Source organism: Photorhabdus machadonis (genome assembly GCF_052657765.1).
Genome location: NZ_CP199761.1, coordinates 3,119,418 through 3,141,401, shown reverse-complemented (window position 1 = coordinate 3,141,401; position 21,984 = coordinate 3,119,418). Strand labels below are relative to the sequence as shown.

Here is a 21,984-nt window from a genome sequence, read left to right as displayed (position 1 = left end):
TTGGTGATGTTATTTTATTTTCCAGTAATCAATGGAATCTCTGTTTAAATCAACTCTGCCATCAGGATATTCAACTCGATTGGGTCCTTTGTTACGACCGGGAATAATGATTTTCGGCATTTTGGTTTCATCCAATTTAGGCTTAAAGGTAATTTTCCATTCTGCTCCTGGAGTTAATTTCAGCCGAAAAGGAAACAAATGTACCATTCCCTGTAAGGAAATTCTTTTTGGCCGCCCTTCAACTAGTTTCAACACAGGGTAAATAACCGGGCTAAAGTCTATCGTATTCAATGCACGAGTCTCAGAGGCTTCAGGATAATATGTTCGCGCTGCATCGTTGATAAAGGCGGTTAGACCCGTTCCTCCATAGGGTATAGCATCTTTCACCAGGTGGCTAACATCGGTATAATCCACGGACACAAATGCCAGATTGATTTTCCATTTGCACCACCCTCCACCATTGAAAGGTAATTTCGCCTGAAAATAACCGGTTTGTGGATCGGCTTTTACATCCAGGTGCAATACATTATAGGTCGGTACCTGATAAGGCGACATATCGGCATGCAACTGATATTCAAGGCAATCTTTTGAGATATATTCTGCTGACACATACGGCTCGGTATATTTCGGCACAACACCTTCCACGGTTATCCACGGCTCCTTTTCAGCAGATGAAAAGGGAAAAAGCCAGTTAAAAAAGGCATCGCCCATCGACCAGTAAATAAAAGACAGCAATAACAATAATAACGAGACCTTTAATATTTTCATACTGGGAGTTCCTTACTATCGCAATAATGCTGTAAAGCCAGTTTTCCCTTCTCTGTTTGCTGACTAACGGCCAATGATGTTATTAACTGTTTGTCCATTTCCAGAAAACAGAGATTACGGTAGTAAATAGCCTCTGGGATCAGTCTCTTATAAGCATCCATTTTCTCCTTAAATTGACGCTGACTGTCCTGATAAACTGTCATTTTATCCGGTTCGCATAGCTCTTTAAGACGTGCATTAATATAACCGGCATATTCAGATGAGAAGTGATTAAGAATACTTAATTTGTCTTTTAACTCAGGATTTTTATTTTCAGCAAACAGTTTATCCTTTTCTTGCGGGGTGAGCTGGTTAAACAGGGCGTTTTGCTGTTCACCTGCCTGCTCGAAAGAGTGTTCTGTTTCTTTATCCAGCTCAGGAATTAAATACAGTTTTGTCGTATTACTTAATATGTCCTCTGCACTTAATCTGGTTATCAATGATGCATTACTGGCAACAATCAGCCATTCCGGGCAGGCACTGGCTTTTAAAAAATGAACCACTTTGCCATGATGCAGATAAATTTCTTTACTGGCTGTCGCTTGTTTAATGGCTTTAACAATGGGTGACGGTGACACGAGTTTCACAATTTCCCAGTCATACCCCGCCGGTGTCCAGTAATTAAAAAATCCATTATCCATATCTTTCTCAAATGGCACAGAAGGAACCGGGTCATCTTCATTCACATGACGATAATGGATAATGGAAGATAATTCCTGTACCGCGCTGCGGGTTAGTGTTCGTGGCATCCCGTAGCTATAAAGACAGGGATTGTGTTTTTTCAATTGTGCACTGTGCAGTAATGCCAGTGCCCCTCCCAAGCTGTGACCACAGATAAATAGCTTTTTTCCTTTAGCGGAATCCAGAATATCACTGAATACTATTATATTTTTATCACCGGGGACTTTTAGCTTCCCAACCAAACTGAAAGCCTCCCAAAACCCTTTGTGCACTTTACCGCTGTGAATAAACCCGCTGCACAGGGCTTTCTCATCGTCGCAGCTCAAACTTAACGGCTGAAAGGTGATATCGGTCAGGTAATTCTCCAGACTAATGGTACCCCGCCAGCTGACAAGAACATCACTGTTGCTAGCTATGTAAAACAATCGGGTATCACCCTGTTTATCTGCCGTTTTTGAATCAATAAACTCTACCCGGGAATAACGTTCACTGAACGGCACATCGTAAACCACAGGTGTTGCCGATAATTCCTCAACTTTATAGGGTAACGTTGAAACATCCACCATCTGCCGATTAAAAAAGTGAGTCACAGAGCCTTCAGTATCAACATCCCCACCGGCATAAGCCAACACACTCATCAAACACTGGTTATACGCATTAACAAGGGAATACTCCTTTTGATGATGTAGCTGCAAAACCCAGGCCCGAAACGGACAGATTTCCAAGACATACCGTTGGTTTAATGGATGAACCGTGTAGCCACTTGGCTCTGGGTCTGGGAAATGATAGGGCGGTGGAATTTTTTTAGGGTCATTCCAATCCTCAATCACCGGTAACCCATCACTAATCTGCCCGATAGTCACATAGTGATATTGGTAGCCTTCCGCCTCTGCTTTGGGCTTCACCACTGATGCCGCTTCACCGCGTATTTCCCGCAACGGGCGCTGTTCCATCTCATCGGCCAACGATTGGGCATGGATAGACACTATCACGGGATGAGCTGACAGGTTTTCTTCCCTGAGTACCCCGAAACCATCTGTCGTCCCCTTGCGCACATGATCCGGTAATCCCCAGCTTACCAAGCCATAAGGCACATTGATGAGCGGTTTTCCCTGTTCATCCACCAACTGAAATTCCACCCAGTGTTTCAAACGCCTGCAATCAAGAGTTTCACGCAGATCTAATCTACTCATCAGTGTTGTTTCCTCTGCTTATTATTAAATATAGGCACGCAGCCCGAACATCGGCCGTTGAAAATCCCACAAGACTTTGCCTGCCTGACCATCAATCACTTTCATTATCAAAAAAGCGCCCATACTAATGAAAACCGTCATCAGGCGTGTCACCACCAGGCAGAACTGATACATCTCCCCCTGATTGGCAAAACAAGCCGGGTTCAGCGTCAGGATAAGCTGGTGACCCCGTATAGGAACCCCTTTGTCGAGGCGATCTATCGGAATGTTATCCAGCCGGACGATACCGTTAATATGTTCCTGAATGCGCCGGCTTAATGACCGATCAGGAGAAAAATCAAATATCTTCAGAAGCGCTTTTAACGACTGCGTTTGAAACATTATCCAGGGCGAGCCGGAGAAGCAGGAAAACAACGGCCAGGCTGATCTGTCTTCCTCCTCCATTGGTGGATAACAGGCGGAAACCGGGGTGATATTACTGACTGTCAGCCCGGAGGCGTCTTCTCCTACCAGATTGATATCGCCGATGCCCAGTTCAGCTGCCTGTGACTGATAGCCGGTAAACTGACAAAAAATGGACTGCGACGGCAGGTTATTCGCTGTTTTACCATGGCAGTCAAAGAAACGCAGCTGTTGTCGGATTTGCTGCAAAATATCGCCTTCCGTATTCAACTGATAAAAATAAAGATACTCGGCATCCGGCATAAAATGGGCGGACAGGGTAATTTTTTTAATGGGCAGATAGCGGTAGGGTTGCCCGCGTTCCAGCTTCGGCTCAGTCGATGCGTAAACGTTATCGAGACTGAACAGATGTTGTGTCGGTTTTAATGGGATTTCATAACGGCTGATGCCGTTGTTTATCGGGATGGCGGCGCTAGTCATCTGCTCCAGTTGTCTGACCGGCACGCAATCCAACAAAAAGGTTTGGGCAATATCAGTCAGTTCCAGATTGCCTTTAAACCGCAAAATCAGCGCGAATGTCCGGTCATCATTCAACCTCACCAACGGACGTTCATTCTTGATATTAATCGTCACAAAATCATGCACATGAGGCATATAGTAATATTCCATCATCAGTTGCAGAATGGAAAACGGCAGGGTTTTCTTGGCCGGAAGAATGTCAACCCGCCGCTCTGTCCCCCACAAGGCCGGCACCGGGTAACCGCCATCAAGCGTGATAGTTTTATCCTGCGTCCGTAACTGGATATCACAGAGATGAACATCAAGCCACAAAGCTAATTTCGCCGCCTGTAAACGATCACTGCCGAGAAAAAAATGCAGCGGCTGGCTTCGCCATTCCAGGGCATTATCCGAACAGCGCAGGGTTAACGTTATTTCACTGTACTCGGCGGTAGCGCTCAATTGCCGATCAATAACCGTCAGCGGTTCGATACGCAGAGGACAACAGGTTTCAAAACGTATTTCCTGTTCGCCTTCGCCGGCAAAAACCGTTGTACCGGCGGGCAATGTCGTCCCGACCAGGTGGTCTTTTCCCGTTGGTGAAAATTGAACGATACTGGTTGGCGGTAACGGGCGTATTGCTTGCGGCCAGATACGATCCAGTATTTCCAGCGTGATTTCAGGAAAATCATCCTCAATTTTGTGGCGAAGACGGGAAGAGAGCAGTGCGTAGCCCAGTATCAACCGCTCAATGTCCGGATCTCTCGCCCCTTCAGATAAAAGATGGGCTAGGTGAGGGTTTTCCTTTGCGGCTTCCTGCGCCAATTGTCGCATATAGTTGAGCTCTTGCAGGAGCAGTGATTCTCTTTTATTCATTACATCTGTCCTATGAGATTTTTACCTGAAAAAGTGACTGTGACGCGATCAACGTGGCGCCACGCGAGGTTTTCATGCCCTCCAGCGCGGCCTCTGTTTATGGGTCCCAATTGCAGCCGAAGTGTCTTCCGCAATGGTTTGATCCCCGTCAGGAATTGAAATAATTGACCTCACCACCCTAAAAATAAGGTAGTAAAAATCCTATTACCACAGACAGAAAGCACAGCTCAATGCAGTGAGTAATAACAAATTGAACAACAGGAAGACAGCAATGTATTCCAATCGATTAATCCCTTTGAATAAAGGGAACAGAGGTTAAAATTCCTTTCATATTGTTCATATGATGGAACTTAAAGTAATAATTATTGAACTTTCATCAGATAGCAAGTGTTTTTCATAAATTTACAAAACTATAAATTTGTAAGAAATGGTAACAAACTGTAAGAAAATACGACGGATTCAGTATACACTCGATTATCTTCAATCTAATAAACTATAAGACAGATAGTAACATATTACTTTTTCAGAAAAAGAATCTACGATGAGGCTGTAATTTAAATCCCGTCTAATTATCATTGCGACAGAATAATACATTGATTTTTAATAAAAAAGTATATTTACCCCAATTTGTTATTATAACTAATAACGCTATCTGTTTACGTGTTTCACTAATAACTCATTCTTCATTAAATACCGGGGGTAAGGTCATGGATGAAGGGAGAAGCCAAAATAAATGCCAATGAATTCTCATCCCCGTGGACACGAGGAACAGTATTTGAAGTCAATCAAATTATCACTTCATTTATGGTTCATCTCCGTTGATTCGGAGAATATGTCATCCATTGTTCATATGGATTTTTTCCATTTACACCAACCCTTTCCAGCAGATGAAAAGGGGAGAAGCCAGTTAAAAAAGGTATCGCCCATCGACCAGTAAATAGAGGACAGCAATAATAATGACAGCATGACTTTTACTATTTTCATACTGAGAGTTCCTTACTATTGCATTTCATATTTATCATGGTCAGTTTTCCTGATGAGATTACTTTATATATCGGTAACCGACTTCTTGGGTATTGGTTTCAATGTGTCCATTTGGATATTCAACCCACTCCTTTTCTTTAGTCACGGTGATTTTCGGCATTTTGGTTTCATCTAACTTAGGTTTAAAGGTAATTTTCCATTCCTCTCCTGGAACCAACGTTAATCGAAAGGGGCGCATTCTCAATTCACCCTGTAAGAATATTCTGTTCGGACGTTTCTCAACCCTCTTCAAAACAGGGTAAATAATAGGACTGTAATTAATGGTATTCGATGCTGCCGTTTCGCTAAGATTTGTTTGAATTGCATCGTTGATAAAGGCGGTTAGACCTGTTCCTCCACCTCCTTCATATATAACAACATCTTTCATCAGATGACTAACATCGGTACATATACAGGATCTTAAGAATTAAGTCGTTCAAAACACGCATCCAATGTTTTGTTTTTAGACGACTTTCTTTGCGGTGTTTTGAATGCATTCTGGGATAAATAGGCTTTGGCTTTTTCCAGCCAAAAACACGTTTCCGACCATGCCCTTTGGAGGAGATTTTCTATTATGGGTTTTAACCAGATCTCCGTATTTTGGGCCGCTTTAAGCAGTGAAACCGCTGGGAATAATCGCCTTGCCAGCGAGCGTCTGAGCAACAACGCTAATAAGCTCAGCCAGATAAGCCCCGTGACCAACGTTTCTTTTCGTGTCGTAAACCGGTGCCAGTTCGTGTGTGATTTGAGTTCTTTAAACAACAGTTCTATTTGCCAGCGGCAACGATAAATATCCATGATGTCATTGGCTGTAAATTCCTCGACTGATAAGTTAGTCAGCCAGAGACAGAAACGTTTTTCTTCAGCAAACCAACGGCGGATCAGGCGAAACTCATAGCCATTACGCCGACAAATCAGCTCCAACACCTCAGAACGATTCGTTCTGCGTGTCACGGATTTCAGGGGCTTATCGGACAGCTTCGATAAGATTTTTCCCTGACCATTGCGTGCCCTGATTATTTGGGGATTAAGCGATTTACCGCCCCGCACAATAAACGAACCGCCTGAGCGTGAGAGTTGTTCAAAATACTCAAAATCGACATAACCGGCATCCGCTAATAATAATTGGTCATGCAATGTTGCCGGAATAGGCAGGTGAGTCCGCTCAGAGGCGGTATCTGCAGTAACAGCCATTTTCACGGGAGACTGGGTTAATAATGACAAGGTCATGTGACATTCCACTGCCGCTGCGGTTGCCTGAAATCGACAAGGAAAAACATCAGCCAGTGCCGAATGGACTTTAAATGAACTGCCATCCTGTAAAATAACATTTTGAAATTTGGCGAGTTTTTTGGGCAGGACGAGGTGCTTTTCAGCCCATTGTGCCATGGCAAACCTGACCAATATTTTGACAAATTCAACAAAAGCCGCTTTCCGTAGCTGATTATAAAAAGGACGGTAGCTAACGTGTTGTTTTTCATCGGGGCACAGGCCATTAAATTTTTGGTGTAGCTGAGCTATAGACGTCACTTTCCCCGAACTGAGCGCTGTGATAAGACTGAGAATAAGCGTATGAGGCTCGATATTTCTCACGCGCTGAATAAACCCGCAGCGAAGCGCCATTTTTTGCAAAGAAACGTCACTGAAGAATTGCATTAATTGGTGTTTTATAGCGATAATCGTCACAGGCTTCATCCGTGGTTTTGGTATTAGTTTGGCGACGATTATCAGATCATAAATGAAGCCTTTTTTCTATCTAAAATATACAGTTACTGCTTAAGAGCCTGTATATGAACATCGGTATAACTCACCGATACAAAGGCCCGGTCAATTTTCCATTTACACCAGCCTCCGCCATTGAAAGGTAATTTCGCCTGAAAGTGACCCGTTTGCGGATCGGCCTTCACATCCAGACGTAATCCGTGATAGGTCGGCACCTTATAAAGGGACATATCAGCATGCCATTGATATCTTAGGCAATTTTTTGATATATACACAGCAGACACATGCGGTTTTGTGTATTTCGGCGCGACTCCTTCTACCGAGATCCACTGATTCTCTTTCGGGGGAGAAAGTGGCTCATTTGGGTCAGCACAGCCTGATATTAATGTGATTAACAACACTAATAAGCATTGCTTGATATTTATCATGGTAGGTTTTCCTTCATTCCCAAACCCTAAGAAGGTGAAATTACTTTATTTTCCAGTAATCAATGGAATCTCTGTTTAAATCAACTCTGCCATCAGGATATTCAACTCGATTGGGTCCTTTGTTACGACCGGGAATAATGATTTTCGGCATTTTGGTTTCATCCAATTTAGGCTTAAAGGTGATTTTCCATTCTGCTCCTGGAACCAACGTTAATCGAAAGGGGCGCATACCTAATTCACCTCGTGGGAATATTCTTTTCGGGCGCTTCTCAACCATCTTCAAAACAGGGTAAATAACCGGACTGTAATCTATGATATTTAATGCTGCGGTTTCACTAAGATTTGTCTGGACTGCATCGTTGATAAAGGCAGTTAAACCTGTTCCTTCTCCTCCTTTATACATAGTGGCGTCTTTGGCCAGATGACTAACATCCGTATAACCTACCGTCACAAAGGCCCGGTCAATTTTCCATTTACACCAGCCTCCGCCATTGAAAGGTAATTTCGCCTGAAAGTGACCCGTTTGCGGATCGGCCTTCACATCCAGACGTAATCCGTGATAGGTCGGCACTTCATAAAGTGACATATCAGCATGCCACTGAGATTTAAGGCATTTTCTTGATATATATACAGCGGAAACATATGGTTTCATGTACTTCGGTGCGACGCCTTCTACCATGATCCACTGATTATCTTTCGGCGGTGAAAGTGGCGTATACGGGTTAGAGCAGCCTGATATTAATATTACCGACAATATCAGTAAGTATTTTTTTATATTTATCATGGTCAGTTTTCCTCAATTTCTATCGCGTTATCCGTATAGCGTAATAAGGCCAACGGACCTTGTTTATCCTGTTGAGTGCAAATCAATGCTTGCTGCAACTGATGATCCATCTGTAAAAATAATGCATCGCGTTGCCGAATACCTTGAACAATATCGGTCCTTTCATTTAGCGTTTTTTCAAATAATTGTTCCTGATCCCGGAAAAAATGGTATTTCTCCGGTGCAACCAGTTCGGCAAGCCGTGCGCCAATATAACGAGCATATTTCAGTGAACTGTGATCAGGGAAACCCAGCGCATCTTTTAAGGTCGGGTTTTCATTCAATGGAAACCATTTGGCTTTATCAGCCTCACTGATCTGCTGAAAAAATTTTTTCTGAATGTCCCCGGCATCCTTCAGATTATTCTCTGTTTCACGGTTTAATGATGGAACTAAATACAGTTTTGTTTTGGTGGGTAAGGTGGTTCTGAGCCGTACATGGTTACTGGGGTTACGTTCTTCCAGCCATTCAATGACCAGATTGATTTTACAAAAGTGCACTATTTTTCCGTGATGCAGATAAACTTCACCGCTGTCGGTAAAATCCAGTAATTCAATCGGACTGAATAGATAGCCTAGTGGCCCCCAACAACGATAAAGCCAGTTATCCAGATTTTTTTCCGGGGGCACTGCAGGAACCGGATCATCTTCATTAACATGACGGTAATGGGTGATGGCTGATAATTCCCTCACTGCACTGCATGTTAGCACTCTGGGCATCCCGTAGCTGTAAAGACAAGGATCAAATTCTTTCAGTTGTGCACTATGCAGTAATGCCAGTGCCCCTCCCAGACTGTGGCCGCAAACAAACAACCTTCTGCTTGCGGCTAAATCCAGAATATCATCGAATACTGTTTTGATTTTATCTCCGGGGACTGTTAACTTTTCAGCTAAATTGAATGCCTCCCAGAAGCCTTTATGCACTTTGCCACTATGGATAAATCCGCTGCACAGGGCTTTATCATCACAGGCTAACCCCAAAGGCTGATACGTTGCGTCTGTCATGGCATCCGTCATACTGGCCGTGCCCTTCCAGCTAACAACTACATCACATTGGCTGGCCACATAAAACAACTGGGTATTACCTCCTACACCATCAACATTTGCTGAATCAATGAACTCCACTTTAGTATAACGTTCACTAAACGGCACATCGTAAACCACAGGTGTTGCCGATAATTCCTCAACTTTATAGGGCAATGTCGAAACATCCACCATCTGCCGGTTAAAAAAATGTTTCACAGAGCCTACTACATTGACATCCCCACCGGCATAAGCCAACACACTCATCAAACACTGGTTATACGCATTAACAAGGGAATACTCTTTTTGATGATGTAGCTGCAAGACCCAGGCCCGAAATGGGCATATTTCTAATACATACCGTTGATTTAGTGGATGAACCGTGTAGCCACTTGGCTCCGGGTTTGGAAAATGATAGGGGGGTGGAATTTTTTTAGGGTCATTCCAATCCTCAATCATTGGCAACCCATCACTAATCTGCCCGATAGTCACATAGTGATATTGATGGCCTTCCGCCTCTGCTTTGGGCTTCACCATCGACGCCGCTTCACCGCGTATTTCCCGCAACGGGCGCTGTTCCATCTCATCGGCCAACGATTGGGCATGGATAGACACTATCACGGGATGAGCTGACAGGTTTTCTTCCCTGAGTACCCCGAAACCATCTGTCGTCCCCTTGCGCACATGATCCGGTAATCCCCAGCTTACCAAGCCATAAGGCACATTGATGAGCGGTTTTCCCTGTTCATCCACCAACTGAAATTCCACCCAGTGTTTCAAACGCCTGCAATCAAGAGTTTCACGCGGATCTAATCTACTCATCAGTGTTGTTTCCTCTGCTTATTATTAAATATAGGCACGCAGCCCGAACATCGGCCGTTGAAAATCCCACAAGACTTTGCCTGCCTGACCATCAATCACTTTCATCATCAGAAAAGCGCCCATGCTAATGAAAATCGTCATCAGGCGTGTCACCACCAGGCAGAACTGATACATCTCCCCCTGATTGGCAAAACAAGCCGGGTTCAGGGTCAGCTGGTGGCCCCGTACCGGAACGCCCTTGTCGTATGATATTTTTCAGCATAAATATCCCGCCAGGAATTGAAATAATTGATCTTAGCACCCCCCCAAAATAAGGTAGCAAGGATCCTATTACCACAGACAGAAAGCACAGCTCAATGCAGTGAGTAATAATAAATTGAACGACAGGAAGACAGCAATGTATCCCAATCGATTAATCCCTTTAAATAAAGGGAACAGAGGTTGAAATCCCTTTCATACTATTCATATAATGGAACTTAAAGTAATAATTATTAAACTTTCATCAGATAGCAAGAGTTTTTCATAAATTTACAAAACTATAAATTTGTAAGAAAATGTTACAAACTCAGTACGGATTCAATTATCTTTAATCTAATAAACTAGAAAACAGATAGTGACATGCTATTTTCTCAGAAAAATAATCCACGATAGATAAAATAGCCTTAATTCACTTAAATTCCTCTCCATTATCATCGAGACAGAATAATACATTGATTTTTAATCAAAAAAATACATTTACCTCAACCTATTATGATAACTAATAACGTTATCTGTTTAATTTTTTCATTAATGGCCCATTCTTCATTAAATACCGAGGATAATGAAATTATTATCTTGCCCAATCGATTATATTCCGTTGTTGGCCGGCTTCCTGTCAGGTGTAAAAGCGTCTTAATATGTCCTGACAGACGACGGCCGGGTGATGCTAACAATCAAGAAAATAATTCAATTGGTAATAGGTATTGGGTTCATCCCCGTTGATTTGAAGAACAGGTCATCTGTCGTTCATATGGATTCCTTATTTCTGATGTGACTTTATGTATTCTCTTGAAGGTTCTTTGCAATTGAGGGGATATTCTTGGCGGTCATCTGTTTGCTAATTCCTTGAACTGGAAATATTCAAAGAACGATAGCGGGCAAAATGTGCGTAATCTCAAAAAATTACAATCTTATTTAGTGCAACTATTGAATAAAAATCAATCGTATCCCACACTGGTTGAAACGTTTCAGTTTTATCGCTCTTTCCTTCACGGTGGATTTTAACGTTTTTTTCTCAGTATAACTGAGACGATTCTATCTTCAGTGAGAGGGGAAAATTATGTTCCAGTTGGTTCTGCAAAATATCCATACTGGTGCAACTGCAACCAGTAAAGAGGATGCCATCCGTCAGGTGGCGGCCATGCTAGCCGCTAATGGCAATGTCAGTGATGCCTATGTTGACGGTATGTTGCAACGTGAAAAGCAAATTTCCACCTACCTTGGCAACGGTATCGCCATTCCGCATGGCACGATTAATACCCGTGATTTGGTGCTGAAAACTGACGTACAGGTATTTCACTTCCCACAGGGTGTGGAATGGGATAAAGGCGCTATGTGTTATGTGGTCATTGGTATCGCTGCATGTTCCGATGAGCATTTGTCACTATTGCGTCAGTTAGCACACCTGTTGAGCGACGATCGTATCGCCGGGCAGTTAAAAGCGATTGATTCAGCGAAGGAGCTGCGTAGCTTGCTAATGGGCGAAGGCCGGCAAGCCGAGTTTAAATTCGATACCAGCCTAATTTCGCTGGATATTAATGCCGGTGATCTGATGACACTACAGGCGCTGAATGCCGGGCGATTACAGCAAGCGGGTGCAGTGGATACTACTTTTGTCAGTAAAGTGATTAACAGTAAGCCGCTGGATCTCGGACAAGGTATTTGGTTGAGCGACAGCCCCGACGGTAACTTAACCAGCGCGGTAGCCGTCAGCCGGTTATGCACACGGGACAACGAACCGGTAGTGGTGATGTTGTTGACCGTTGCGGTTACCGACGATCAGCCGCTGAATGTGTTGCATCACCTGAGCAACTTACTATTAGCACGGAAAGCGGAACACTTGTTGAAAGCTGATGCGCCGACAGTACTGGCATTGCTGACCAGTGGCGCACCGGAGCGGAGCGAAATATTTAGCGCAGAGTTCGTCGTGCGTAACGACCACGGTTTGCATGCTCGTCCCGGGGCCGTGTTAGTTAACGTTATCCGGCAATTCTCCAGTGAAATTACCATCATCAACCTTGATAGTACCGATCGACCGGTAAATGGCCGCAGCCTGATGAAAATCATGGCGCTAGGCGTTAAAAAAGGTCATCGGCTTCACGTTACTGCCAACGGTGATGATGCACAACAGGCGATAGCTGCCATTGGTGAAGCGATGACTTCCGGTTTGGGTGAGGGGGAGATGTAATGAAAACGTTGCTTATCATTGATCCTTCGTTAGGACTGGCCGGCAGTTATTTGGTGAAAACCGTCCTCAGTGCCGTTGCGGCGGAAAATGGGCTGATACTGACAGAAAATCCGGCGGAAGCCGATTTAGTGGTTGTGACCGGCGATACCATACCCATCGATAATACCCTGAACGGCAAATTTGTTTACCTTGGTAACACGGAACAAGCATTGCATGCACCGGAAAAGTTTATTCAGCAGGCAAAAGCTGACGCGAAGCCCTATCAGATACCGGCAACTGACCTGAGTTGTGACACGAAACGTATTGTTGCGGTTACCGCCTGTCCTACGGGAGTGGCACATACCTTTATGGCAGCCGAAGCCATCGAAACCGAAGCCAAAAAACGTGGCTGGTGGGTGAAAGTGGAAACCCGCGGTTCAGTGGGGGCGGGTAATGTTATTACGCCGGAAGAGGTGGCAGATGCGGATTTGGTGTTGATAGTCGCGGATATTGACGTGGATCTGGCGAAATTTGCCGGAAAGCCGATGTACCGTACCTCAACCAGCTTGGCGTTGAAGAAAACGGTGCAAGAGTTTGATAAAGCGCTGGTCGAAGCCAAACCTTTTGAGCCAAAAAAGCAAGATGCTAAAACCGGGCAAGGGGAAGAGAGCACGGGCATTTATCGTCATCTGTTAACCGGCGTCTCTTATATGCTGCCGATGGTGGTGGCGGGTGGGCTGTGTATCGCACTGTCATTTGCCTTTGGTATCACCGCATTTAAAGAACCGGGCACATTGGCGGCGGCGCTGATGCAGATCGGTGGCGGATCGGCTTTCGCCTTGATGGTGCCTGTGCTGGCAGGTTATATCGCTTTCTCAATTGCTGATCGCCCCGGTCTGACGCCTGGACTGATTGGTGGCATGTTGGCAGCCAGCACGAATGCGGGCTTTATCGGCGGCATTATTGCCGGTTTCCTTGCTGGTTACACGGCGAAGTTGATCAGCACCAAAGTGAAGTTGCCGCAGAGTATGTCCGCGCTAAAACCGATCTTGATCATTCCGCTGTTCGCCAGCCTGATTACCGGTCTGATTATGATCTACGTTGTTGGTAAACCGGTCGCTGGCATCATGGCAGGTCTAACGCATTGGCTCTCAAATATGGGCACAACCAACGCGCTCCTGTTAGGTGCCATTTTGGGTGGGATGATGTGTGCTGATATGGGAGGAGCGGTAAACAAAGCTGCCTATGCGTTTGGTGTCGGTCTGCTCAGTTCACAAACTTACGCGCCAATGGCTGCCATTATGGCGGCGGGAATGGTCCCACCGTTGGCAATGGGTGTGGCGACACTGATTGCCCGGAAGAAATTCGATAGCGTTCAGCGGGAAAGCGGTAAAGCCGCATTGGTGTTGGGATTGTGCTTTATTTCCGAAGGGGCGATCCCTTTTGCTGTTCGTGATCCGATGCGCGTGCTCCCATGTTGTATCGTCGGTGGTGCGGTGACCGGGGCGATCTCAATGGCAGTGAGCGCACAACTGATGGCACCGCACGGTGGCTTGTTTGTGCTGTTGATCCCAGGAGCTGTCACACCAGTACTGGGTTATTTGATGTCCATTATTGTCGGTACACTGCTGGGAGGATCCGCTTATGCTGTGCTGAAACGTTCGGAGCCGACTACCACCAATGCGTAAAAATAGTTTAATGAAAAGCTGGATTTTTCGGCAATTGTAAAAAAATACTCATTTAATCGTGACCTCATTCGCATTTTTGCTATTTTCCGATTGTTATTTGTCTCCTTAAATCGGATATAAATACATTCAAAAAAATGAAGAATAATTATGAGTCGTGATCTGCTTAAAAAAGAGGGGGTCGCTCAGGCATGTTTGGCGCGTTATCTGCTAGGTGAGTGCAATGGTAAGCGCTTGAGGACCATTGAAGAGCTGTCGTCTGACTATGCGTTGTCTGTTGGATTGGTACAATTTTCATTAAAAAAACTGGAGAATTCCGGTGCAATTTGTGTGGATCGGCGGGGGCGTAACGGTAGTTACTTGGTTAGTGTGGATCACAAGGCGCTGTTAGCACATGCCGATATCGGTAACGTGGTTTGTGCGATGCCGTTGCCTTATACCCGATTGTACGAAGGGTTGGCGAGTGGTCTGAAAGCGCAATTTGATGGTATTCCGTTTTACTTCGCTCACATGAGAGGTTCAGACGCCAGGGTGGAATGTCTGCGTAACGGCATTTATGACTTGGCAGTGGTCTCTCATCTGGCGGCGCAAACTTATCTGGAACAGCGTGATGTGTGCGCTGTACTTGAATTAGGCCCACATACCTATGTTGGTGCACACCAACTGATTTATCGCAAGGGAGGTGAACATAACATCCGTCGTGTTGGGTTGGATAATCATTCTGCCGACCAGAAGATCATGACAGAAGTGTACTTTGCCGGGCAGGATATCACGCTGGTGGATATCTCTTACCACGAAAGCCTGGACAAGGTGGCGAAAGGCGACATTGATGCAGTGATCTGGAACGTTAGCAGAGAGGATGAACTGAGTTCCCGGGAGCTTATTGCGGTAGCGCTCCGTGGCAATCCGTTCTTTATACCAGCCTCTGAGGCGGTGATTTTAACCAGAGTTGATGATATTCCGATTCAACAACTTTTACGCACTACGGTGAATAAAACAGAGTTGTTGGCTCATCAACAACGTGTACTGACAGGCCAACAAGATCCAAGTTATTAGTTTGAAATGGACGGAATAAATGAAATGGAAAATCGACTGAATCTGCTCTGTCAGGGAAATGTCATCGATCAGGACATTTGTGATGGCATGCTGCAAGTTGTGACTCAGCTTGAGAATGATTGGGAAATTCCTGTCAGGAACGGGCTGGGAGAAATGGTAATAACACATATGGCAAATGCGTTGATGCGCTCGCGCCGGGGAGAACAAATCGGTTCAATGGATGCTGAGCTGCTGATGGAAGTACGTCAATCTGATGCCTTTGCGCATTTGCGGGCGATTAACGCTTCGCTGCTGGCACCATTTGACGTGCAATTACATCCCTGTGAAGAGGGTTATCTGCTGGCGAACTTGTTTAGCCTTTGGGCGGCAAAAGATCAGGAGTAGCACGGCAACAGAGGTGAAGGAATTTTTTTTCCATCAAATATTCAAAAAAATGATGATTTAAACATTTATTTATTTCTTGCTTTGGCATTGACCGCTGTCAGGCGTACAAGGAGGTACAGCATGTTTATTAACGCACTGAAAAAACAAAATCCTGCACTGATTGAGGCCGCTCATACATTATGGGCGCAAGGAGCTTTACTGCCTGATACTTATGTCATTGACGTCGATCAGGTTTTGGAAAATGCCGAACGGTTGCTTGCGGTGGCGGAGCACCATGATATTGCGCTGTACCTGATGACCAAACAGGTTGGGCGCAATCCTTGGTTGGCACATAAGCTGATAATACTGGGTTATCAGGGTGTCACTGCGGTGGATTTTAAAGAAGCCAGGATATTAATGAGCAGGAAGATCCCGGTTATCCATGCCGGTCATCTGGTGCAGATCCCCCGAAACATGATGCTCTCTGTGATACAGCAACATCCGGACGTTATCACGGTATTTTCTTTGGAAAAAGCAGAGGAGATTTCCTGTCTGGCACAGTATGAGGGAAATGTGCAATGCATTATGCTGAAAATCTATGATGATCATGATCATTTATATCCTGGACAGGAAGCGGGTTTTCATTTGTCGGAATTGAACACCGTTGTTCAACGCATTATGGCAATGCCCGGCGTAAAATTGATGGGATTAACTCATTTTCCCTGTTTGTTGTGGCAGGAGGCTCTACAACAGACACTGCCTGCGTCAAACTTATTTACCTTATTAAAAGCAAAAGAGATTTTACAGCGGGCAGGGGTTGAGGTAACACAAATAAATGCACCGTCAGCGTCAAGCTGTAGTACGTTGCCGTTACTGGCAAAATATGGTGTTACCCATACAGAACCCGGACACGCACTAACCGGAACAATCCTTGCCAATTTTCAGGGAGAACAGCCCGAACGTATTGCTATGCTGTATCTGACAGAAGTATCCCATCGGTTTAATGGCAACAGCTATTGCTATGGAGGTGGTTATTATCGTCGTGGGCGAGCTCATAACGCGTTGATATTCGTGCCAAACGGCCAGATCATCTCCACCCACCTGTTACCGATGGATAACAGCAGTATTGATTACCATTTTTCCCTTAGCGGTGAATTTCCGGTCGGCTGTGCTGTCGTGTTGTGCTTTCGCACTCAGATATTTGCCACCCGCAGTGATGTGGCTTTGGTCAGCGGCATCCAGTCAGGGCATCCTGTATTGGAAGGGCTTTATGACAGCCAGGGAAATCGCATCGTTGCTAATGGGGAAGTGACCTGTGAATAGATTCATTACGTTTGGACAGCAGCCTCATCATGATTAAGCAAGATAGGTTTGATGGATCCGGCTATACCTATGCGCATGAGCATCTGCATATTGATTTATCGTCATTTAAAAACAACTTTGACTGCCGGCTGGATCAATACGACCTGATTTGTGATGAGATGAAAACATTGGTCAGCTTGGGGGTACGCAACATTGTAGAAATGACCAATCGCTACATGGGGCGTAACCCACAGTTTATGCTGGATTTGATGCGGGATTCCGGTATTAACGTAATAGCCTCAACCGGTTATTACCAGTCTGCTTTTTTTCCTCAGCATGTGGCACACACCACAGCCCGGCAACTGGCGGATGAAATGATCGCTGAGATTGAGCAGGGTATTGATGGTACCACGTTGAAAGCCGGGGTCATTGGGGAAATTGGTTCCAGCAAAGGGGTGATTACGCCTGATGAAGAGAAAATATTTCACGCCGCAGCTATCGCGCATTTAGAAACCGGGCGCCCTGTCTCTACCCATACTTCATTAAGCACGATGGGGCTTGAGCAATTGGCGTTACTGAAAAAGCAGGGCGTAGATGCTGAACGGGTGGCTATTGGTCATTGTGATCTCAGAGACAATCTGGACAGCATACTGCGTATGATTGAACAGGGTGCTTACATACAGTTCGACACGATTGGCAAAAACGATTACTACCCGGATGAAAAACGGATTGCCATGTTACAGACGCTGGCCCAACGTGGCCTGCTTAACCGCGTCATGTTATCGATGGATATTACCCGCCGTTCCCATTTGAAAGCCAATGGTGGCAATGGATTTGAATATTTAATCAGCATCTTTGTGCCGATGTTAAGCAATGCCGGATTAACGCAGATAGAAATTGATTTGATGTTACGTGATAACCCTGCTGTATTTTTCAAATAAAGGAAAAACATATGAGATTTGTTATTGGAGGACAAATTGAGAAAGAAAAAATTGCTGAAACCTTACGCTGTCTGGCTGGGGATAAAATCTCATCCATTACGTTAATGGGTGACATTGATGCCGCTATGGCCCTCAAAAACGGCAATGCGGATTATTACCTGGGTGCCTGTAATACCGGTGGGGGCGCTTTGGCAATGGCGATTGCCATCGTGGGTATTGATCAATGCGTCACCATCAGTATGCCGGGGAAAATCCTGCCTGATGAAGAAATTATTGCCCATGTTAACGCCGGAAAAACTGCGTTTGGTTTTACCGGTCAGGATATAGAAGTGGTTATTCCGGTGGTTATCAGGGCTATTTTTTCTTCATGAGGACAGGAAGATGGAATATGAGTTTTTCACACGTTTAATGGAAATTGATCCGTTTAAAGCGGGTTTGTTAGCCGTGATTGGTGGAATATCTACCATGATGGCTAACCGTGGTATTGCGGTGTTTCATGACGGGTTGCGCCCGTTAATCCCGGAACATCTTGAAGGGCGGATGAATCGTAAAACCCTGGCTGCGACCAGTTTTGCTTTAAGTTTTGGCCTGGTTATCGGTTTTGGTATCCCGTTCTCGCTGACGGCACCTATTATTCTGGTGCATAGCCTGTTGCTGGGAACCGACGTCATTGGTACTTGGTGCGCAAACAATAAAAAAGGTTTCATACTTTCTGGTGTCTTGGGGGCGCTGTATGCCGTCGCCTTGATGACAGGTTTACGATCTGTTGTCGATATCTTTGCCCATTTGCCGGTTAATTTCATGAATAACCTGAGCAAAGTTGGCGATCCCATTGTTGCCTGCTTCGCGTTGTTTCCTGCCATTGTGGTGGCCTATCAGTACGGATATGGTAAAGGGATATGGGTACTGATTGCGACATTGGTGGGGTATGTTGCGACCAAAGCAATCGGTTCACTGAGTTTTGGCGGTTCCTTGGATAAACCGGTACAACTGGATCCTAACGGGATAGCGCTGCTGATTTCGATGATTGTGATGTTCTACTTTGCCATGAAAGAGCGTGCGCCCAAAGCAGGAGATGGGCCGGCTCCGGCTAAAGGCACCAATGAGATGCTGGTTGGTCTGTTTTCCACGCGGATCCAACGTATTCAAAACAACCTCTGGTTACTGGTGCTCAGTGGGGGTTTAACGGCGGTAGCGGCCTCAATGTCACTCAGTTTATTGGCGGAAGGTCCTGTATCACTGCAACTGATGGCACAGGGAGAAGGCGCTAACGCCATGTTGGTTGCGCTTGCCAGAGCGATCAGTTTTGTTCCGCTAGTGGGAATGACGGCAATTGCCACCGGGGTTTATAGCCCCGTTGGTATGAAGTTTGTGTTTGTCGCTGGATTAGTCACGAATAACCTGTGGATTGCTTTCATTGCCGGCAGCGTGATTATGTTTATGGAAATCAAGCTATTGGCAAGAATTGCTATCTGGCTGGATAAATATCCCGGCGTAAAAGCTTGTGGCGACCATATTCGTACTGTGATTACCCGTATGCTGGAGGTTGCGCTATTAGTAGGGGGAATGATTGCGGCTAACGCTATCCTGCCGGGCATGGGATTTATGGTGGTAGCGGGCATTTACCTGCTCAACCGTACATCTAAGCGTCCTTTGGTTGAAATGGCTATTGGACCTATTGCAACGATTATTGTTGGTGTTTTAGCCAACATTATCCATTTGATAGGTATCAGTTAATCGAATCAACCTCCCCCTTTATTTTGCGATGCAAAAATAAAGGGGGAGAGCAGGGGAGTAGATATTGAACACTTATCCATTGCATAGCCTGAATATGGCGCAGGCACAGCAAAAACAGTTTCGTTTGGTTGATATTATCTGCCGTCATTTTCCCGGCGCAGATTTTCTTACCACGGGAGATTTAGGGTTGGTGCCGGGATTGAACCAGCCGCAAATGACACAACGAGTTGAACGGGTCATTGCTGATTTCTTTTCAGCCGAGGCTGCCGTGTTGGTGCAAGGGGCGGGGACTGGCGCAATACGTTGTGGGTTAGCGGCATTACTTAACGCGGGCGATAGCCTGCTGATTCATGATGCGCCGTTATATCCCACGACAGCGATGATGACTGAACAGATGGGATTACATCTTATTCGGGCTGATTTCAATCAACCAGAGCAAATACGGACCGCGATTTTACAACATCGGCCAGTGGCCGGACTGGTACAGCACACGCGGCAGAAAATTGATGATTCTTATGAACTGGCGGCTGTCATATCACTGCTGAACTTGGCGTCACTACCGGTTCTGGTTGACGATAATTATGCGGCTATGAAAGTGGAACATATTGGTTGTGAATGTGGTGCGGCATTATCGACTTTTTCCAGCTTTAAACTGTTCGGTCCGCAAGGTGTCGGTGTTGTGGCTGGCCAACAAGCGCTAACAGACAGTATCCGGCGTAGCATGTACTCCGGCGGAAGTCAGATACAGGGATTTCAGGCGTTAGAAGTATTGCGTGGGCTGGTATTTGCACCAGTGATGCATGCGGTACAGGCTCAGGTTAATGAAACGCTGGTTATCTGGCTTAATCAGGGCGTTATACCGCAGGTAAAACAGGCGGTTATCGCAAATGCACAATCGAAAGTATTGCTGGTGGAATTTTATGAAGAGATTGCAGAACAGGTGCTTTGTTTTGCCCATCAACTCGGTGCATTGCCTTATCCGGTAGGGGCTGAATCAAAATTTGAAATACCACCCTTGTTTTACCGGGTGTCCGGTACATTCCGTCAGTCTGATCCCACATTAGAGAAACGAATGATAAGGATAAATCCCAATCGAAGTGGGGCGGAAACGGTAATGAGGATTCTGAGTCAAAGTTGTGCGCAGGCCGTCGCCTTGCTGCAAGTAAGAGGCTAAAGTAAACAGAATATTATTCTGGACACGGTAACATCCGCCGCAATGGGCGGTATATATCGTCAATTATCCAAAACGTTTTCAATATGTTTTGAGTATAAAAAATTCAGCATAAAAGCCTTATTGCTTGAGGGAGTAGAAAAATCTGTGATGCCATTAATTGTATTCCTTATTATTACTAAAATGATCAACAGGTTAGGGAGAAACAGCTAATAGTAAAATCGACTATTTATAATAAGAAATGACCTATAGACTCAGAATATCTTGGTGGAATATAGAGGTCATAACCATTTTCTTTGCAAAGTAACCTTAACTCTAAAACCGATGTAACGGAAAATTTCTCATAAATATTTTCAAAATGTTTTTCTACAGTACGGCATGAGATATTCATTTCAGTGGCTATATCTTTATTACTAATGCCACAGCAAAATAAAAAAATAACTGTCCACTCTTTATCTTTCAATAAATTATTGGGTGGCTTGGGGCAGAGAGATATTGGTATGTTATTCTTAATATAATGAGATATGGTAAAATGATCTATTTCTTTGGCATGAGAAATGATTCCGATACATTGATTACCCTCACTCATCAATGGATATTTTTCGCAAAAATAGGATTTAGGTAGCTGACCACTACCTTGAGGATAAGTACCAATAGATGATATTCGCTGCATACACGCTAAGACTTTGCGCTCATGTTCTTTAAAATGGTGAGCGAAACCACTAACTGGTGTAGGTAATTCTTCATCAGTGTACCCTATAACATTAAAGTTTTCAGGTAACTTATTGGCTTTAATAAATACGTTATTTGCATAAATAAAACGAGATTCCTTATCTTTTACAAACCAAGGGTCAGAACCTTTGTCCCACATATGTGTTAACTGAGGGGTAATAAAGGGGACTTTTTTAAATTCTGATTGACTCATATATATCCTTTAAGGCAATTATTGTTTTTTAAAATTATTGAACATAAATACTTATCAAAAACAAGGAAAAAATCCCACAGAG

General features: G+C 44.7%; 17 protein-coding genes and 2 pseudogenes. 9 read left to right on the top strand and 10 right to left on the bottom strand.

Annotated elements, in window-relative coordinates; all coding sequences use genetic code 11:
- Window positions 1-9 precede the first annotated feature (9 nt).
- The 9 genes and pseudogenes from ACUN2T_RS14820 to ACUN2T_RS14780 form a co-directional block, all read right to left on the bottom strand.
- Window positions 10-768 carry a hypothetical protein gene (locus tag ACUN2T_RS14820; RefSeq protein ID WP_445493756.1) on the bottom strand — a complete coding sequence of 253 codons (759 nt, stop codon included), beginning with the start codon at window positions 766-768 and terminating at the stop codon, window positions 10-12.
- A complete protein-coding gene (locus tag ACUN2T_RS14815) occupies window positions 765-2,681 on the bottom strand; it encodes a lipase family protein (RefSeq protein ID WP_445493755.1) in 1,917 nt (638 codons plus the stop codon). The genes ACUN2T_RS14820 and ACUN2T_RS14815 overlap by 4 nt, the downstream gene beginning before the upstream one ends.
- 24 nt (window positions 2,682-2,705) lie before the next feature.
- On the bottom strand, window positions 2,706-4,457 hold the full coding sequence (locus tag ACUN2T_RS14810; RefSeq protein WP_445493754.1) for a type VI secretion system baseplate subunit TssF: 1,752 nt from the start codon (window positions 4,455-4,457) through the stop codon (window positions 2,706-2,708).
- Window positions 4,458-5,499: 1,042 nt separating this feature from the next.
- Window positions 5,500-5,886: pseudogene (locus tag ACUN2T_RS14805) on the bottom strand (hypothetical protein); the annotation flags it as partial.
- Window positions 5,887-5,900: 14 nt separating this feature from the next.
- Complete coding sequence (locus ACUN2T_RS14800; protein ID WP_445497818.1) at window positions 5,901-7,166, bottom strand: IS4 family transposase; 1,266 nt, start codon at window positions 7,164-7,166, stop codon at window positions 5,901-5,903.
- 107 nt (window positions 7,167-7,273) lie between these two features.
- Window positions 7,274-7,630 (bottom strand): annotated as a pseudogene (locus tag ACUN2T_RS14795) (hypothetical protein); the annotation flags it as partial.
- Window positions 7,631-7,670: 40 nt separating this feature from the next.
- The gene (locus ACUN2T_RS14790; RefSeq protein ID WP_445493753.1) at window positions 7,671-8,414 is read right to left on the bottom strand and encodes a hypothetical protein; all 744 of its coding nucleotides are present in this window, start codon (window positions 8,412-8,414) and stop codon (window positions 7,671-7,673) included.
- A 2-nt stretch (window positions 8,415-8,416) separates the two neighbouring features.
- Window positions 8,417-10,297, bottom strand: coding sequence for a lipase family protein (locus ACUN2T_RS14785; protein ID WP_445493752.1), 1,881 nt, complete (start codon window positions 10,295-10,297; stop codon window positions 8,417-8,419).
- Window positions 10,298-10,321: 24 nt separating this feature from the next.
- Window positions 10,322-10,471, bottom strand: a complete 150-nt coding sequence (locus tag ACUN2T_RS14780) for a hypothetical protein (protein WP_445493751.1) — start codon at window positions 10,469-10,471, stop codon at window positions 10,322-10,324.
- Between the two features lie 1,144 nt (window positions 10,472-11,615).
- Here ACUN2T_RS14780 and fruB point away from each other — a divergent pair.
- The 9 genes from fruB to ACUN2T_RS14735 all read left to right on the top strand — a co-directional run bounded on the left by fruB (window position 11,616) and on the right by ACUN2T_RS14735 (window position 20,980).
- On the top strand, window positions 11,616-12,743 hold the full coding sequence (gene fruB / locus ACUN2T_RS14775; protein ID WP_445493750.1) for a fused PTS fructose transporter subunit IIA/HPr protein: 1,128 nt from the start codon (window positions 11,616-11,618) through the stop codon (window positions 12,741-12,743).
- A complete protein-coding gene (gene fruA / locus ACUN2T_RS14770; RefSeq protein WP_445493749.1) occupies window positions 12,743-14,410 on the top strand; it encodes a PTS fructose transporter subunit IIBC in 1,668 nt (555 codons plus the stop codon). Before fruB ends, fruA begins: the two co-directional genes overlap by 1 nt.
- A gap of 147 nt (window positions 14,411-14,557) precedes the next feature.
- Window positions 14,558-15,463, top strand: a complete 906-nt coding sequence (gene yhfZ / locus ACUN2T_RS14765; RefSeq protein ID WP_445493748.1) for a GntR family transcriptional regulator YhfZ — start codon at window positions 14,558-14,560, stop codon at window positions 15,461-15,463.
- A gap of 24 nt (window positions 15,464-15,487) precedes the next feature.
- Window positions 15,488-15,847: a PRD domain-containing protein gene (locus tag ACUN2T_RS14760; protein ID WP_445493747.1), complete on the top strand. Its 360-nt coding sequence runs from the start codon at window positions 15,488-15,490 to the stop codon at window positions 15,845-15,847.
- A 120-nt stretch (window positions 15,848-15,967) separates the two neighbouring features.
- Window positions 15,968-17,149, top strand: a complete 1,182-nt coding sequence (locus ACUN2T_RS14755; protein WP_445493746.1) for a YhfX family PLP-dependent enzyme — start codon at window positions 15,968-15,970, stop codon at window positions 17,147-17,149.
- Between the two features lie 29 nt (window positions 17,150-17,178).
- Window positions 17,179-18,069, top strand: a complete 891-nt coding sequence (locus tag ACUN2T_RS14750; RefSeq protein WP_445493745.1) for a phosphotriesterase-related protein — start codon at window positions 17,179-17,181, stop codon at window positions 18,067-18,069.
- A gap of 11 nt (window positions 18,070-18,080) precedes the next feature.
- Window positions 18,081-18,440 carry a DUF2620 domain-containing protein gene (locus tag ACUN2T_RS14745; RefSeq protein ID WP_445493744.1) on the top strand — a complete coding sequence of 120 codons (360 nt, stop codon included), beginning with the start codon at window positions 18,081-18,083 and terminating at the stop codon, window positions 18,438-18,440.
- Window positions 18,441-18,450: 10 nt separating this feature from the next.
- Complete coding sequence (locus ACUN2T_RS14740; protein ID WP_445493743.1) at window positions 18,451-19,806, top strand: YhfT family protein; 1,356 nt, start codon at window positions 18,451-18,453, stop codon at window positions 19,804-19,806.
- Between the two features lie 64 nt (window positions 19,807-19,870).
- Window positions 19,871-20,980, top strand: coding sequence for an aminotransferase class V-fold PLP-dependent enzyme (locus ACUN2T_RS14735; protein ID WP_445493742.1), 1,110 nt, complete (start codon window positions 19,871-19,873; stop codon window positions 20,978-20,980).
- 226 nt (window positions 20,981-21,206) lie between these two features.
- On the opposite strand, the gene ACUN2T_RS14730 is transcribed toward ACUN2T_RS14735, so the two are convergent.
- Entirely contained in the window at window positions 21,207-21,902 is a 696-nt protein-coding gene (locus ACUN2T_RS14730) for a helix-turn-helix transcriptional regulator (RefSeq protein WP_445493741.1), read from the bottom strand.
- Window positions 21,903-21,984 lie beyond the last annotated feature (82 nt).